This window comes from Haloarcula halobia, assembly GCF_029338255.1.
In the GTDB taxonomy this organism is placed as follows: Archaea; Halobacteriota; Halobacteria; order Halobacteriales; family Haloarculaceae; genus Haloarcula; species Haloarcula halobia.
On record NZ_CP119787.1, the window covers coordinates 1957299 to 1970958 of the forward strand.

The window sequence follows — 13660 nt, forward strand, 5'->3', positions numbered from 1 at the left end:
GCGGGAGTGACGGTGGCGCACCATCGCGGGCAGCACAGGTCGTCTCACACGCTGACTCCCCAGAAGAACGCGATACCGAGCGTGGTGACGATCGAGAGGAGGAACTGCAGTGGGGCCCCGACCCGGATGAAGTCAGTAAACGTGTACCCACCGGGTCCGTAGACGAAGAGATTCGTCTGGTAGCCCACCGGCGTCATGAACGCCGTCGAGGCTGCGAACGTGACCGCCAGCACGAACGCGAAGGCGTTCGCGCCGATCGACTGGGCGGCGTTGGCAGCCACCGGAATCATCAACACGACGCTCGCGTTGTTGCTGATGACACTCGTCAACAACCCTGTCGCGAGGTAGAAGACCCACAGGACGCCGAGCGGTGGCAAGAACACCGACGTCGCCGCGACGGCATCACCGAGCAGCGCCGCAGCGCCCGTCTGCTGTAAGGCGATACCGAGCGGGATGACGCCGGCGAGGAGGAAGATCACGTTCCACTCGACGGACGAGTAGAGTTCTGTCGGCTTGAGAACGCCGGTGAAGATCATCGCAACCACGCCAGCGAGTGCTGAGACGACGATCGGGAGGATATTCAACGCCGGCAGTGCGACCACGCCCGCGATGATGGCGACCGCGAACGGAATCTTCTCGCTCCGGTAGCTCACCTCGTCGAACTCGTGGGCGACGATGAAATCCTCGTTCTCGACGAGGCGGGTGAGGCTATCGGGCGGTGCCTGGACCAGGAGGGTATCGCCGACGCGAATGCGGATGTCCTCGAACCGGTCCCGGACGACGTCTCCGCGGGTGCGAAAGGCCAGCACGTTCGCGTCGTAGCGCTGTCGGAACGTCGAACTCGTCAGCGTCTCGCCGACGAGAAACGACCCCGACGGGACGACGACTTCGACGAGGACCGGCTCATCGGCCTCCGGACCCAGGTCGTCCTCGGTTTGGGGCCCGCCCGACAGTGTGAGCCCTTCCGCATCCATGATGTACTCGAGCGTCTCCCGGTTCGTCCTGAGTCTGAGCGTGTCGTTCTCGTGGATCTCTTTTCGAGCGAGGGGTTCGTCGAACCGCTCGCCGTATCGAATCAGCTGTAACACGTCGATATCGAGGTCCTCCTCGCCGAGCGCCTCCCCGACGGTGTGGCCGACCAGTGGTGAGTCCGCCGGGACGGTGACGTCAGCGAGGTACTCCTGGAGCGCGTACTCCTCGACGAGGTCCTCGTCAGCCGGGATCCGTTCGGGAAGGAGTCGCACGCCGATCGTCATGAGATAGAGGGCACCGACGGCGAAGACGACGACGCCGAGTTTGGTGAACTCGAACATCCCGAACGCGTGTAATCCGAGCTCGGGCGACTCGGCCCCGATCTGGGCTGCGATGTCGCTCGCGAGGATGTTCGTCGACGTCCCGATGAGTGTGAGCGTCCCCCCGAGCATCGACGCGAACGACAGCGGCATCAGGAGCTTCGACGGCGAGGTATTTCCCTCGTGTGCGAGATCGGCGATCACGGGGACCAGGATCGCGACGACCGGCGTGTTGTTGATGAACCCCGAGACTGGACCGGTGACGCCGACCGTCGCGGCGAGTTGCTTGCGACGGTCGGTCCCGGCGAACGCGGCCATCTTTCGCCCGATCAACTGGACGAGACCGGTCCGATTGATCCCCGTACTCAGAATGAGCATCGCCAGCACCGTGATCGTCGCCGGGTTCGCGAACCCCGAGATCCCTTCCCGCGGCGAGATCTGCGTCCACGGTTCGAGTACCATCAACAGAACCATGATCAAGATGGCGGTGACGTCGATCGGGAACCGCTCGGTCGCAAAGAGCACGAGCGCGAGGAGAATGAGAGCGAAGACGACGAGCATCTCGGCCGTTACGGGGGTAGCGGCCAGGCCTTGAACGACCAGAGGTGCCGAAAAGAACGCCATACCGGACGGAAGCGCCTCGGAGGGAAAAGGACTGGTTTCCCGGACAGACTCCTGTATCGCGTTCAGGTGTCCGTGGTCGCCGGTACCGGTGATCGTTGGGTGTGAGTCGTGTTCCCCACCTGCCGCTCTCCCATCGGCTACCGGGTCGACCGTTTACGTCCTGAATTGTGACTCCACCGTCGACGACGTACCCTCTGTCGCCTCGTCTCTCGAGGGACTGTTCCTGCCCAGCGATATCAAATTCGTCCCGGCTGTCGCCCACGACTGCTTCGGGGACATCGCCGCTGGTCGCGATTCCGTCGAATACGCTCTGGGTCAGATCGGCCTCAACGACGAGTCCACGACATCAGTCCTCGAATCCGCCGTCGTACTGTTCGTAGGTGATGGTCAGTCGCCCCGGCGATCGGCGCTTCGCTGCGTCTCGAAGCGTCCGGAACTCTTCTAAGAGTGCCTCGCCGTCGTCCGTCCCGTCTCGAACGCTCCGCGATTCTTCTCGAATGGTATCGAATACCTGCTCTAGCATGCGTAGCGCGGCGTAGGAATCGGTCTTCGAGTCTATCTCGAAGGACGCCTCGTAGTGAGACATACTCGTGGTTGGGTCTCCAACGGGATAACTTCCTGCCGTGGCTCACAGTCGAGTCCGGCCCGGTTGCACGGGATCGGGTTCCGTCCCCCCGATCTCTCCGGCTCGGATAGCAGTAAGGATACGCTCGCGATCGCCTCCATCGGGGAACGCGAGTGTAACTCACGTAATCAAAAATACACGCTAGTGTTAAAATTACCATAGTTTACCCCACTTCGGTAGAGATACAGCAGTATGACGAACCACGACCTCGACAGGTGCCTCCGGATCGTCGCCGACCAGCACCGACGTCAGATCATCCACCACCTGCGCCACGAGGCCGGTGGGAATACGACGTTCGACGACCTCGTCGAGCAACTGTTCACTCGAGCGTCAGACGCCAAAAACGGACCACTGCATGACCGTGAAGTCCTCGCTATTCAACTCCAACACACGCACCTGCCGAAGTTAGCGGACCACGGTGTCGTCGACTTCGACCATCGGACCGGGGCAGTCCGGTACCATCCCGACGAACGGGTCGAGACGGTACTCGACTCGCTCCCTGGAGACGTGTCACGCCGAAGCCCCGACGCCATTGACTCCCACCGGGAGACTCCGGGTCGTCCGGATCGGTGATTCAGTGATGGAACATTCCGCCCGTGTTACGCTGATTCGTGTCGCGACTCGGTAGGCTGGATGACGACGAGTCCGGTGTCTCGAACCGTTACATCATGCCCGGCGAACGCGAACGAAACAGTACTGACCCCGCCAGCCGCGTGGCGCCCGTCGGAACCGAAGAGTGCATTCAGCGCGTCCGTATCGACCGAGTGGTACATCGGTTCGAACCCCGTGGGCTCGCTGTTTCTCGCGATTGCGACGGTCTCGATGACCGCTGTGCTCGGGGTCACCGACGACCAGTCGTACTCGGCCCGAACGACACCGTCCGCGTCGGCCGTCGGGTCGTGCCCCGCTCCTCTATCGGAGTCGGTCATGCGTGTGACCGCCCGTGCGTTGCTGCGGGTCCCCGGCCACGTCGGCTGTGATGGTATGGAGTCATGTTGCTGGTCGATCTGCTGGTGTTGGATTCCGTCACGTCGGCTCCTCCACGTCGAGTCGGCCGGTGAATATCGCCTTCAAGACCACGACCAGGCTGTTCGTCTCACCCTCTCCCCAGATGGCGGTCTCCGACCGCGGATCGGACGGGCTCGCGTCCGCGCCGTTGACGAGCGCACTCACGAGGGTTTTCCGTCCGTCGACCATCATGAGCCGTCCCGCCGACGTATCCGACCAGACCCACAGCGACTGGAACATCGTCGCGCCGGGGATCTCGTCCTGGATGCGTTCCTGGACCTCCGTCGACACCCCACCGAGCTTGATCGAAACGCCCCGCTCTGTGGCCTCGCTTAATCCCTCGATCAGATCTTCGGTAAGTAATTCTTCGACGGTCATGTAGACGAGCTCCTCCTCCGCGTTGTCGAAGAAATCCAGCACACGGTCGGTGACCGCCGGCTGCCCGTTTACCGTCCAGACGCCACGCTGTTCGACCCGTCGGTCGACGGGTTCGAGTTCACTCAGCGCTGTCTGGAAGAGTTCCGTGCGGTGCTGGAGCTCGCGTTCGAACGTCCGACTCGCGGTTTCGGCGGATATCGCCCAGAACTCCTTGGGTGACGACTGGAGGATATCGACGAGTCCCCGGTCGTGTAACTCGTCGATCGCGTCGTAGACTCTGGTGCGGGGCACATCCGAGGCCTGGCTGACGTCTCTGGCAGTCCCCGTACCGAGGCTTGCGAGCGCGACGAACGTCCGTGCGGCGTATGCACTCAGCCCGAACCGTTCGAGTTGCTCTATCGCGACAGCCTGTGGGTCCTCTGTGGGGTCGTGGTTCATCGATCTGGCGGCATTGGGGCGGTATGTCCCGGCCAGGTGGAGTACCCCGGCCGGCACGCAGCAGTGGTGTGGGTGGGACAGAGTACTCGTTCGCGCGCCGAGTAACTGCTTGGCCTCTTCGCGGTAAATACTTTTTGTGATTAAACGGGTGACTTTACTGTTCGTTCGTCAGTCTGCATCTCTGCGCGACGATACGCATCTCCGGCCGTTGTAACTATAATAATTACAATGAGCCCAGGGATTAGTGTCCGGGCGGCTGTTTCAGGGCGCCATAGCGGCTGTATCACGTCCTTCCGGTAACCACCGTAACGAACTCAGTAACAAACCATATCCGTCTCGGGGGCAAACCTCAGTACGAGTCACTGGGGAACACCCCGTGAGGCTGGGACACATGACCACTAATGACAGTCTGGAAGAGGCAATCGAAGTCCTCCAGCAACTCGGCCTGAAGGAATACGAGGCGCGATGCTTCGTCGGCCTGTCCCGTCTCCACACGGGAACAGCAAAGCAACTGAGTGAGATGACGGAGGTGCCCCGCACGCGGGTCTACGATGCGATCCGAGTGCTGGAGGCACACGGCCTCGTCGAGATACAGCATTCGAGTCCACAGCAGTTCCGGGCAGTGCCGCTCGATGAGGCGACCGAGACCCTGCGCGACCAGTACGAGGACCGCGTCGAGCGCCTCCACGATGCGCTGGATACGGTCGAGGTCGTCGAGCAGGACGACGAGACTCCCATCCAGCAGATATGGGCGATGACCGGGCGTGACGCGATCGAAAATCGGATCGATCAACTCATCGAGGACGCATCGGAGGAAGTCGTGTTGGTCGTCGGCGACGAGTCACTGCTGACCGACGATCTCGTTACCAGCCTCAACGACGTCGGTAACGGGGTCGACCTTCTCATCGGCGCGCTGACGGAGTCCCTTCAAGAGCAGATCCAGACGGCCGTGCCGGACGCTACGACATTCATCTCTGGCCTGGAGTGGCTACATGGCGAGGCCGATAGCGAAAACGAGGCGGCGATCGGCCGGCTCCTTCTGATCGACCGATCGACGATCCTCGTGAGTTCGCTCATGCCCGGGACCAAGGAGGAACAGGCCATATTCGGGGAGGGATTCGGGAACGGACTGGTCGTCATTTCCCGGCGGCTCATGGCACAGGGGTTGCTGACCGCCCGTGATCCCAAGCAGTGATCTCCCGACGAGCGGCTACGTGCTACGCCGTCAGCGGACGAACCCGTCAGAGGGTTCCCGTGGGCGTTCGTCGGACAAACGGTCTTCGATCAACTGGAGCGTGAGATACTCACCATTGTCGATCGTGACGCAACAATCGTTGTAAACGAACGAGATGCGTCCGCCCGTCCGGGGAGTTCCGTCGTACAGCGGTTCGAACAGGGTATCTAACGCAGTCGGATCGACGACATCCGTCAGCGGTCGGAGTGCGCACGGTTGACGGCCATCGACTGCGCTCACCGCGCGTACGACGGCCGTGCTGACCGATTCGTTCGGCCCGATATCGTACTCCATAGTTGTATTTCATCCTAGACGTTCAAAAGCACCGACGGTTTTCACCCAGTTTATCAAAACAGGTTCGGACGGACGGGTCACCTGTGCATGATTGCACCGCTCGGTCGGTGGAGTCGAACGAGACCCGAGGATACGGCAACTTCCGGCCGGCGTCGAGCGAGTATTCTGTTCGAAGCAGGCGTATCGGATTCATCACGCCACCAGCTCGGCGATGGGACTATCGCTGATAGCTCGAACGACCGGGCTCGACGAAATTCGGCCATCTGGCCGGAAGCGTCCCAGGGATGGTCGTTCCGAGAGCGATCTGGGGAGTATCCACCCGTCGATTCGGCCAGACCCAGGCATCTTAGCCCCGGTAATCCCGCGGCAGTTTCGGCTTCCAGCGGATGGTGTTCTGTATAGCGATATGCGATTTACGCGGGCGAGAGCGAACGTCCCAGTACCTCTTCCGAAACGACACTTATCGCGATGCTGAGCTCCTGGCGGCCGCGGAACCCCCCGAAGAAGGGGGCCACGAGGCTAGGACTCGAACGTGTATCGCACGAGGTACCGGAGTAGATAGAGCGACCCGACGATCTGAGGACCATCACGACGAGGACGACCGCCACCATGAACAGGAGTTCCGGTTCAGATGCCATCGTCTGCCTCCCGTCCCGAACGTTGCCCTCGCCAGCCCCCGCTGTGAGCGCCGTTCATATGTCCGTCTAGCCGGTCAGAGAGTAAGAGGGTCTCTTCGGGAACCGGTAGTGAACTACCGGAAAGCGCCGATCTCGGCTTCTCGAGCCAGCTCAGCAGGCTGCCGTCCCCATCGAACAGCGTCACACTCGTCTCGTCGAAGGATGCTTTACGGTCCCGTCGACAGCGCGGTCCCGATGTGTGGGAGGGGGTGCAACGCTTTCTTCCGTGGGTAGCTCACCACCGAGCCCCAATTATCGTCAGGCGGGAGGCAAACGTCAAGTCTGCGAGCCATGCGTCACTGGGCCGCAGGCATCAGGATCGTCCCTGTCGGTGGTTCACTTGCGCCTGCGTTCGTTCCGCAGTCGGGACTGCAGATTCGGCTATACGCCCGCGTACGCCGCCTGAAGGTACCTGTTGGCAGTTACTGAGAGTCGCTTCGGGGTGGAGAGACTGGCGCTCCCGGTCGGGCAATCCGCCGAGAGTACCGGGGGAGGCCCTGCACTGCGTTGTCCGGTCAAGCGGTAGGCTGGTTACCTCGCTGCCACGAGTCTACGGGTTGGATCGATCTGCCGGCGCTGCAGGGACTGCCGGGCCGTTCGGAGGCCGAGTCGAACGGGTCACGATTGGCCGTCCAGCGGGACCACTCGGACGGCCGCGATGTGTTCCGCCCGACTACTCGGGAATCTGCAGCCCGGCCGACCGGAGGGACTGATCGCTCGACCCGGTGGCTCTCGCCTGGGGACCAGTCGGTCGTCGCCACACGCCGGGCCCACCAGAATTTATATTTGTGCTCGTAGTTTGTCGGTGTCGCACGCAAAACCACCCGATGACCGCTTATCTGTGTGGACAGTATCAAAAGACCCGCTGAGGCATACCCATATTTACGAATAAGTGTGTTTATCCGTGCGGATGGGAATACTTTGATAATGGTCGCGTGAGTGGGCCCTCACATGTCGAGTGACGACGGAACCGAGCGCGCGGTCGTCCGGACGTACGTTCCCGCCTACCAGAAAGCCCGCTGGCAGGACCACGCGGACGAACTCGACATGAGTCAAAGCGAGTTCGTCCGGACGATGGTGCAGGCGGGACGCAGCGGGTTCGAACCGCCCGAATCTAGTTCGCCGGACGACGGTCCAGAGCCTACTCCCGAGGAACCCCGTTCTCGGGACGCCACCCCTGGGGGTGAGGGCCTCGAAGACCGGGTCCTCCGGACGCTCTCTGACGGTGGGCACTACGACTGGGACGAGTTGCTCACCGAACTCACTGACGACATCGAGGCGCGCTTAGACGAGACGCTCCAGGAACTGCAGTCGCGGGGGGAGGTCAGGTACAGTGGTCGCCACGGGGGGTACGTCCGCGACCGATGAGTTCCGAGACTGCCGGTCCCGGCCCCGACGAGGACGCAGTCGGGTACTTCCTCGACGACATCACGTTCCACGGGAAGACCGACCGGACTCGGACGTTTTACGAGCGAGTGCTCCGTGACTTCGAATCCTTCCTCGCCGCAGGTGGCCGTCCGGTGTCGATCGGGGACGCCAGCCATCGGGACTGCATGGCATACGTTCACAGCCTCCGCGGCGACAAGAGCGAGAGCACGGTCGCGACGTACGCGTCGTACCTCCACCGATTTTTCGCCTACATGACCCAGGTCGGAACCTTCGAAAGCAACCCGATGACCCTGGTCATGGAGGAGATGGACGAGTCTATCAACACCGATCCGACGCGCCGCGAGATCGACGTCCAGGCGATGCGAGCATTCGTCGCCGACGTCGGTCATCCGCTGGAGCGGTCGGTCGTCGTCACGCTCTTGAAGACCGGGATGCGTGTCGGCGAACTCTGTAACCTCGATGTCCGGGACCTGAACCTCGAAGACCCCGGGCCCCGGCCCTCCGTGCCAGCCAGGGCCGCTCTCGACGGTCGTCCAGACTCGCTGTACGTGTCTGCGGGGCCGGCGCGCGGGAGTGTGGTCAACGGCGAGGAACGGACGGCGTCGAACAAGCGAAAGCGCGACACGACGGTGCCCGTCGACGACGAACTGGCTGCCGTGCTGCGCCGGTGGCTGGCCATTCGACCCGATCCGAGATCCGATGCTGAGCCACTCTTCCTCTCGACGAGCGGCAGCTGGGGGCAGCGTCTCACGCCGGACATGGTCCATCACATCGTGGAGACACACGCGAGGGAGCGCGGATGGTACCGTGATGGTGGCGGCGCCGAGGAGAACGTCACTCCACATTACTTCCGACACTTCTTCACCACGCACCTGCGTGACCGGACCGGCGACAGGGGCGTCGTGAAGTACCTCAGGGGCGACGTCGCCCAGGACGTGATCGACACCTACACCCACGAGTGGGGTAACCGCATCAGGGCAGTCTACGAATCCAATATCTACCGTCTGCTACCCTGAAAATCAGATATTCTATAATTCTTGAACGACACAAACTGTTCGGTATCGAACTCATAAATCATATACCGCTATATCGAAATTGGGGCCTGATGTTGCGAATGCCCCGCTGAGCGTTCACGGATTCACCCAGTTCTGACGCTCTACCCCTGGATTCTCACCCCCGACCTACCACCGAGACCTATCAGAAAATGCGACTACCCACGAAAATACCCTGAAACTGACCGAAAAATAGCTGCGGTGCCTACTGATGGCTCTCACGAAGCGCGAACCCGGAACGAGGATTAAACGAGTGTGACCAACTCCTTCTCGAGCCAGTCCAAAAACCGCCTGAGACGGATGCGCGGTTTCTTCCGCGTTTCAAGCACCCCAAGGCGTTCCTGTGTGAGGAAATCCACCAGGAGCCACATATTGTAGACGAGGCAACCGAACGCGAAATGGAACCGCCGCACTTCGAACTCTTTCGACGTCGTCCACGCAGCAGCTTCCTTGATCGACGAATACGAATTCTCGATCGCACCACGGTCCGAGTACTCGTTCATCTTCTTGGTCGCCCACCGTCGCTCGTGCGGCAGCTCATCACTCACGTCGAGATTCGTTAGGAACGGTTGCGGTGACCCGTCCTCATGCGTTTCATCGTCCTCGTTTGGCGGGAGTATCACCACATTCGTCGTCACCCGCGTGTTCGTCGTCTTGTCCTTCACTTTCCCGTAGATTGCGTGGTCTTCCTTCACGTACAACGGCGTGTCTTTCTCCTCATCGTACCCACTCTTCAGGTCAGGAAAATCGTCACACATCGGCCCGATTCGGTGCTGTCCTTTCTTTGCCGGAATCACGTACTTCAGGCCTTTCTGCTCCAGCGTGTAGATCACGTCCGCAGCGTGGAACTCGCGGTCCGCGTACACCGTGCGGACGTTGACATACTCGTCAGCAATCGAGAGTAGCCGTCGCGCCACGTCACCGACATTGTAGGACTTATCCGCATCCGTGTACGCTTCGTTGTCAGCCCACTCTGGGCTCCCAAGCGGCGTCACACCGACCACGTAGTGCGTGTTCTCACCGACGATGACTACCGTGGCGAACTGGTGGCACCACCGGTATTCCTTGTCTTCAGGTGCACCTTGCACCCACACGAGTTCGTCACGATTACCGTAGTAGGCGACGTACGTGATATCCAGCGCAATCTTCGCTCGAACACCGAACACCGAACCGTGATCATACGGCGTCGACGCAATCCTGTGGTTGTAAATGGAAGGGTGTTGTTTCCGAAACTTCCGAATTGTTTCTGAAACTGGTTAGAGAATATGACCAGAATTGTGCTTCCGGTGTATTCGTCTGTCTGAGAGGGACACACTGGTTGCCAAGTGGGCGGTTTTGATTGTCGGACATACAGCGACTCTCCTGCAAGGATGTTCCGATTGGTTTGCTCAAAAGGCTTGGTTGCCGCCTCACACAACAAGTTCTGACGGGTTCAACCAGAGCGTGAATTCGTCGTCCTCGGTAATGAGTCCCCAAAGGAGGTCAGTGTCTTCGACCGCTTCAGTATCAATCACCTCCTGGGTGACGGTTTTCACTTCGTGAACGTCAGAGACGACCCATCCAACCGGGGACGAAGTATCGACTGCTTTCGAGTCGAGGACGATGATTCGGTGGTTGTTGCTTCCGCCATCAGTAACTAGTGCTGTCCTGTCGGTGTCCAGAATCGTGTCCGGATTGATGATCGTTGTGGTGCGACCCCGGAGATCCATGACCCCCTCAACATGTTCTTCGGAGTCCGGGAGAGTCGTTATCTCCTCACCATCAACGATTTCTTCCACGTATTCGATGGCGAGACAGTAGGTTGCATCACCGAGCGTGAACGTCAGTACCTGTGACTCCTCGATAGTTGGCGTGTCCCGCCCCGCGTCTGTGGTACTCATCGAGTTGTCTCCGAGAGGTTTGCGTTCTCGTCGGCAGCCACTTTGAACACGCCAACACGGTCATGCAGTTGATTACTCATCGCCGAGAGCTGTTGGGCGTTCGCTGCCACCTCCTGCATCGCCGCGGACTGTTCGTCAATCCCGCTCGAAATCTGTTGGATCGACGCCGTGATCTCCTCGCTCATACCGGCAGCATCCTCGATGACGTGGCTAACCGTTTCGGCGTTTTCGGCCTGCGATTCGACGGCTCCGGTGATCTCCTCAAGTCCATCACTGGTCTGGGTGGCCCGCTCGTCAATTGCCTCAAGCCGCTCGACAAGCGCTTCCACTTCGTCGGCTCCGTCTGCGACTTCACCATTGGCCTCGGTGATACTCTCGACGAGGTCTGTCGTCTGGTCCTGGACATCTGTGATGATGCCGGTGATCTCGTCGGCCGATTCCTGTGACTCTTCGGCGAGCGTTTTGACCTCGTTAGCCACGACAGCGAACCCTTCGCCAGCATCCCCCGCGCGAGCCGCCTCGATATTCGCGTTCAACGCGAGCATGTTCGTCTGGTCCGCAATATCCGCGATCATGTCGATGATATCGCCGACCTCCGCCATACTCTCTTCAAGCGAGTTGATGCGCTGCGCGACTGTCGAAGTTGCGTCTGTCGCGTCTCGAATCTGATCAACAGCTTCTGACGCGTCATCGACACCCTTCGAAGCGATATCCGCAACCTCTTCGGACTGTGAATCGATCTGCTGGATGGTGGCCGTGATTTCCTCGATTGACGCCGAGAGGTCATCGATATTCTTACTGGCGTGCTGGGTCTCTCCGGCAAGATCGTCTGAACCGTCCGCCAGTTCGGTCGAGGACGCATCGATCTGCTGGATCGAGGCGGTCACTTCCTCGCTGCTAGCGCTAAGCGACTCGCTGGTATCGCTCAATTCGTCGGCATTCTCGGTGAGCGTTGCCACGATGTCGCGGATATTATCCGTGGCTCTATTGAGGTGATCATTCAGACGCGTGTACTCCTCGTAGACCTCTTCGGCCTCTTCGTAGTCTTCCTCAGGCTGTGGGACCGTCGGGTCAATCGTGAGATCGCCCTCTGCGAACCGGGCGAGTTTGTCCTGAAGATCGTCAAGAACGTCCTGCTGGTATTGTTCGAGAAATTGTGTTTTCTGGCGCTGACGGTGACGGTCGGTCACGTCCTTCTCAATGAGCATCGCGCCAGCGAACGCGTCATCGTCGGTGTACAGCAGTGTCGCTGTCCGTTCGAGTGGTGTTTCCTGACCGGCGACGAGCATCGTCTCCTCGCGTTGCTGAATATCCTCGCCGCGCTCAAGTGCCTCGGAGACGATATCGCTGGCTGGACTCCCATCGGCCTGTAATGCATGAGAGGCGGTTCCGACCGCCTCACGCTCGGTCACGTCGTACAGGTCCAGCGCCTGCGAGTTGATATGGGTGATCTGGCCGTCAGCATCAACCACAATCGTCGGTTCCTGTAACCCGTTGAGGATACTTCGGACGAGCGCCTGCGCGTCATCCGAGCGGGTTGCTTCGGTGTTGCTCTGCTCGGCTTTAGCCGGCGGTTCTGCCGTTTCATCTTCTGGATCGACAGTCTCCGACTCGTCGTCGTTACTGCCGAGGAGGCTGCCAACGATGGTACCGGATGTTTCAGAGAGATCGTTCCATCCGGTGCTCCCGGCCTGTTCATCAGCACGGCCGTCTCGCTCGGTTTGCTTGCTCACTCCTAGAGGTCGTCAATTATGGTATTAGTATCTTCACCCGAATTATCAAAACATGATTTTGGACACTGGCTCAGGTGCTTCTAGTCCTCCTTTCGTTCAATCTGAAATGACGTATTCAGCGACGTCTGGGAGTTAGATTTCGGAAGATCGAGCCGAGTTCTCTGACAGAAGATACGTCTGTTCGAGATAATCAATAACCGAATCGACTATCGGCGGGTCGTATGTCCACACCCCGTAGAAGCTATCCTCGGAACGCTCCTCAGCGAGGAGCGCACTACGTTGGCTCTCATCAGTACCACCGTCGAAGACAACGAACCACATCTCGGCAATTTCGTCCGTTGTAGTCGTGTGTATCTGTGCACCCTCAATGTCCGGCGGTGCGACATCAGCGATGCCGTATGCATGAATATCAAGGCCTCGTCGGGAGAGATCCGCGTAGATAGCGCGCTGATCAGCCATAACGGAACAGCGTTGAAACCCCGCATGAATCGTTCCCTCGCCGACCCGGCGGGCACGATCTTCGATTTCCCGAGATGCGTACAGCATCTGCTCGGTGTCGTACGAGGTGAACGTCGTCTCCTTGAGGTGCCCGAGAATATCGCCGTATTCCGCATCCGAAATACCGACAGTACCTGACTGAGACGGGGAGTGATCAACAAGATTGCGTAGTGTCTCAACATCAAATCTACCGAGGACCTCATCGTGATTACTGAGAACAGCAACACCGGCTGGGTGTCCTGACGCAGTCCGGGTGGTTGTGATTTGGACGTTCTGTGTTTCGAAGTAGCCGGCGAGACGCTCCCCGATCTGGTCAGTCGAATCGACATTGAACAGTACCAGATCTTTTTCGAGCTGTTGAACCTGTTCGATCAGATCGTGAAGGCTCATTACCCTGCTGCTACGATGGCTGGAGTAGTTAACCATCACTCTCTCTTTATCAGTCGTGATTATACCCTTATTCGGGAAAGAAACTTCGTCCGAATTATTCTATACACTACTCTGCTGATGAGACAACTCAAATTATTTTCTAGTCATT

At 59.7% G+C, this 13660-nt stretch carries 14 protein-coding genes; 4 read left to right on the plus strand and 10 right to left on the minus strand.

Annotated elements, in window-relative coordinates:
- Positions 1–44: 44 nt before the first annotated feature.
- On the minus strand, positions 45–1853 hold the full coding sequence (locus P1K88_RS10440) for an SLC13 family permease (protein ID WP_276414138.1): 1809 nt from the start codon (positions 1851–1853) through the stop codon (positions 45–47).
- A 409-nt stretch (positions 1854–2262) separates the two neighbouring features.
- The gene (locus P1K88_RS10445) at positions 2263–2502 is read right to left on the minus strand and encodes a hypothetical protein (protein ID WP_276410117.1); all 240 of its coding nucleotides are present in this window, start codon (positions 2500–2502) and stop codon (positions 2263–2265) included.
- Positions 2503–2733: 231 nt separating this feature from the next.
- Between P1K88_RS10445 and P1K88_RS10450 the strand changes: the two genes are divergently transcribed.
- Complete coding sequence (locus P1K88_RS10450) at positions 2734–3114, plus strand: DUF7344 domain-containing protein (RefSeq protein ID WP_276410118.1); 381 nt, start codon at positions 2734–2736, stop codon at positions 3112–3114.
- A 26-nt stretch (positions 3115–3140) separates the two neighbouring features.
- Here P1K88_RS10450 and P1K88_RS10455 read toward each other — a convergent pair whose 3' ends face one another.
- Entirely contained in the window at positions 3141–3470 is a 330-nt protein-coding gene (locus P1K88_RS10455) for a HalOD1 output domain-containing protein (protein WP_276410119.1), read from the minus strand.
- Positions 3471–3567: 97 nt separating this feature from the next.
- Positions 3568–4365 carry a TrmB family transcriptional regulator gene (locus P1K88_RS10460; protein ID WP_276410120.1) on the minus strand — a complete coding sequence of 266 codons (798 nt, stop codon included), beginning with the start codon at positions 4363–4365 and terminating at the stop codon, positions 3568–3570.
- Positions 4366–4756: 391 nt separating this feature from the next.
- On the opposite strand from P1K88_RS10460, the gene P1K88_RS10465 reads away from it, so the two are divergent.
- Positions 4757–5560, plus strand: a complete 804-nt coding sequence (locus tag P1K88_RS10465) for a TrmB family transcriptional regulator (RefSeq protein WP_276410121.1) — start codon at positions 4757–4759, stop codon at positions 5558–5560.
- Positions 5561–5590: 30 nt separating this feature from the next.
- On the opposite strand, the gene P1K88_RS10470 is transcribed toward P1K88_RS10465, so the two are convergent.
- The gene (locus tag P1K88_RS10470; protein ID WP_276410122.1) at positions 5591–5893 is read right to left on the minus strand and encodes a HalOD1 output domain-containing protein; all 303 of its coding nucleotides are present in this window, start codon (positions 5891–5893) and stop codon (positions 5591–5593) included.
- A 413-nt stretch (positions 5894–6306) separates the two neighbouring features.
- Entirely contained in the window at positions 6307–6531 is a 225-nt protein-coding gene (locus P1K88_RS10475; RefSeq protein ID WP_276410123.1) for a hypothetical protein, read from the minus strand.
- Between the two features lie 990 nt (positions 6532–7521).
- Between P1K88_RS10475 and P1K88_RS10480 the strand changes: the two genes are divergently transcribed.
- Complete coding sequence (locus tag P1K88_RS10480) at positions 7522–7938, plus strand: DUF5805 domain-containing protein (protein WP_276410124.1); 417 nt, start codon at positions 7522–7524, stop codon at positions 7936–7938.
- A complete protein-coding gene (locus P1K88_RS10485; protein WP_276410125.1) occupies positions 7935–8975 on the plus strand; it encodes a tyrosine-type recombinase/integrase in 1041 nt (346 codons plus the stop codon). The genes P1K88_RS10480 and P1K88_RS10485 overlap by 4 nt, the downstream gene beginning before the upstream one ends.
- Before the next feature lie 281 nt (positions 8976–9256).
- Here P1K88_RS10485 and P1K88_RS10490 read toward each other — a convergent pair whose 3' ends face one another.
- The 4 genes from P1K88_RS10490 to P1K88_RS10505 form a co-directional block, all read right to left on the minus strand.
- Positions 9257–10177 (minus strand): transposase, encoded by a 921-nt coding sequence (locus P1K88_RS10490; RefSeq protein ID WP_276410126.1) that lies wholly within the window; start codon positions 10175–10177, stop codon positions 9257–9259.
- A 243-nt stretch (positions 10178–10420) separates the two neighbouring features.
- The gene (locus P1K88_RS10495) at positions 10421–10891 is read right to left on the minus strand and encodes a chemotaxis protein CheW (RefSeq protein ID WP_276410127.1); all 471 of its coding nucleotides are present in this window, start codon (positions 10889–10891) and stop codon (positions 10421–10423) included.
- The gene (locus P1K88_RS10500) at positions 10888–12624 is read right to left on the minus strand and encodes a methyl-accepting chemotaxis protein (RefSeq protein WP_276410128.1); all 1737 of its coding nucleotides are present in this window, start codon (positions 12622–12624) and stop codon (positions 10888–10890) included. The genes P1K88_RS10495 and P1K88_RS10500 overlap by 4 nt, the downstream gene beginning before the upstream one ends.
- A 132-nt stretch (positions 12625–12756) precedes the next feature.
- Positions 12757–13512, minus strand: coding sequence for a DICT sensory domain-containing protein (locus P1K88_RS10505; RefSeq protein ID WP_276410129.1), 756 nt, complete (start codon positions 13510–13512; stop codon positions 12757–12759).
- Between the last annotated feature and the right edge of the window lie 148 nt (positions 13513–13660).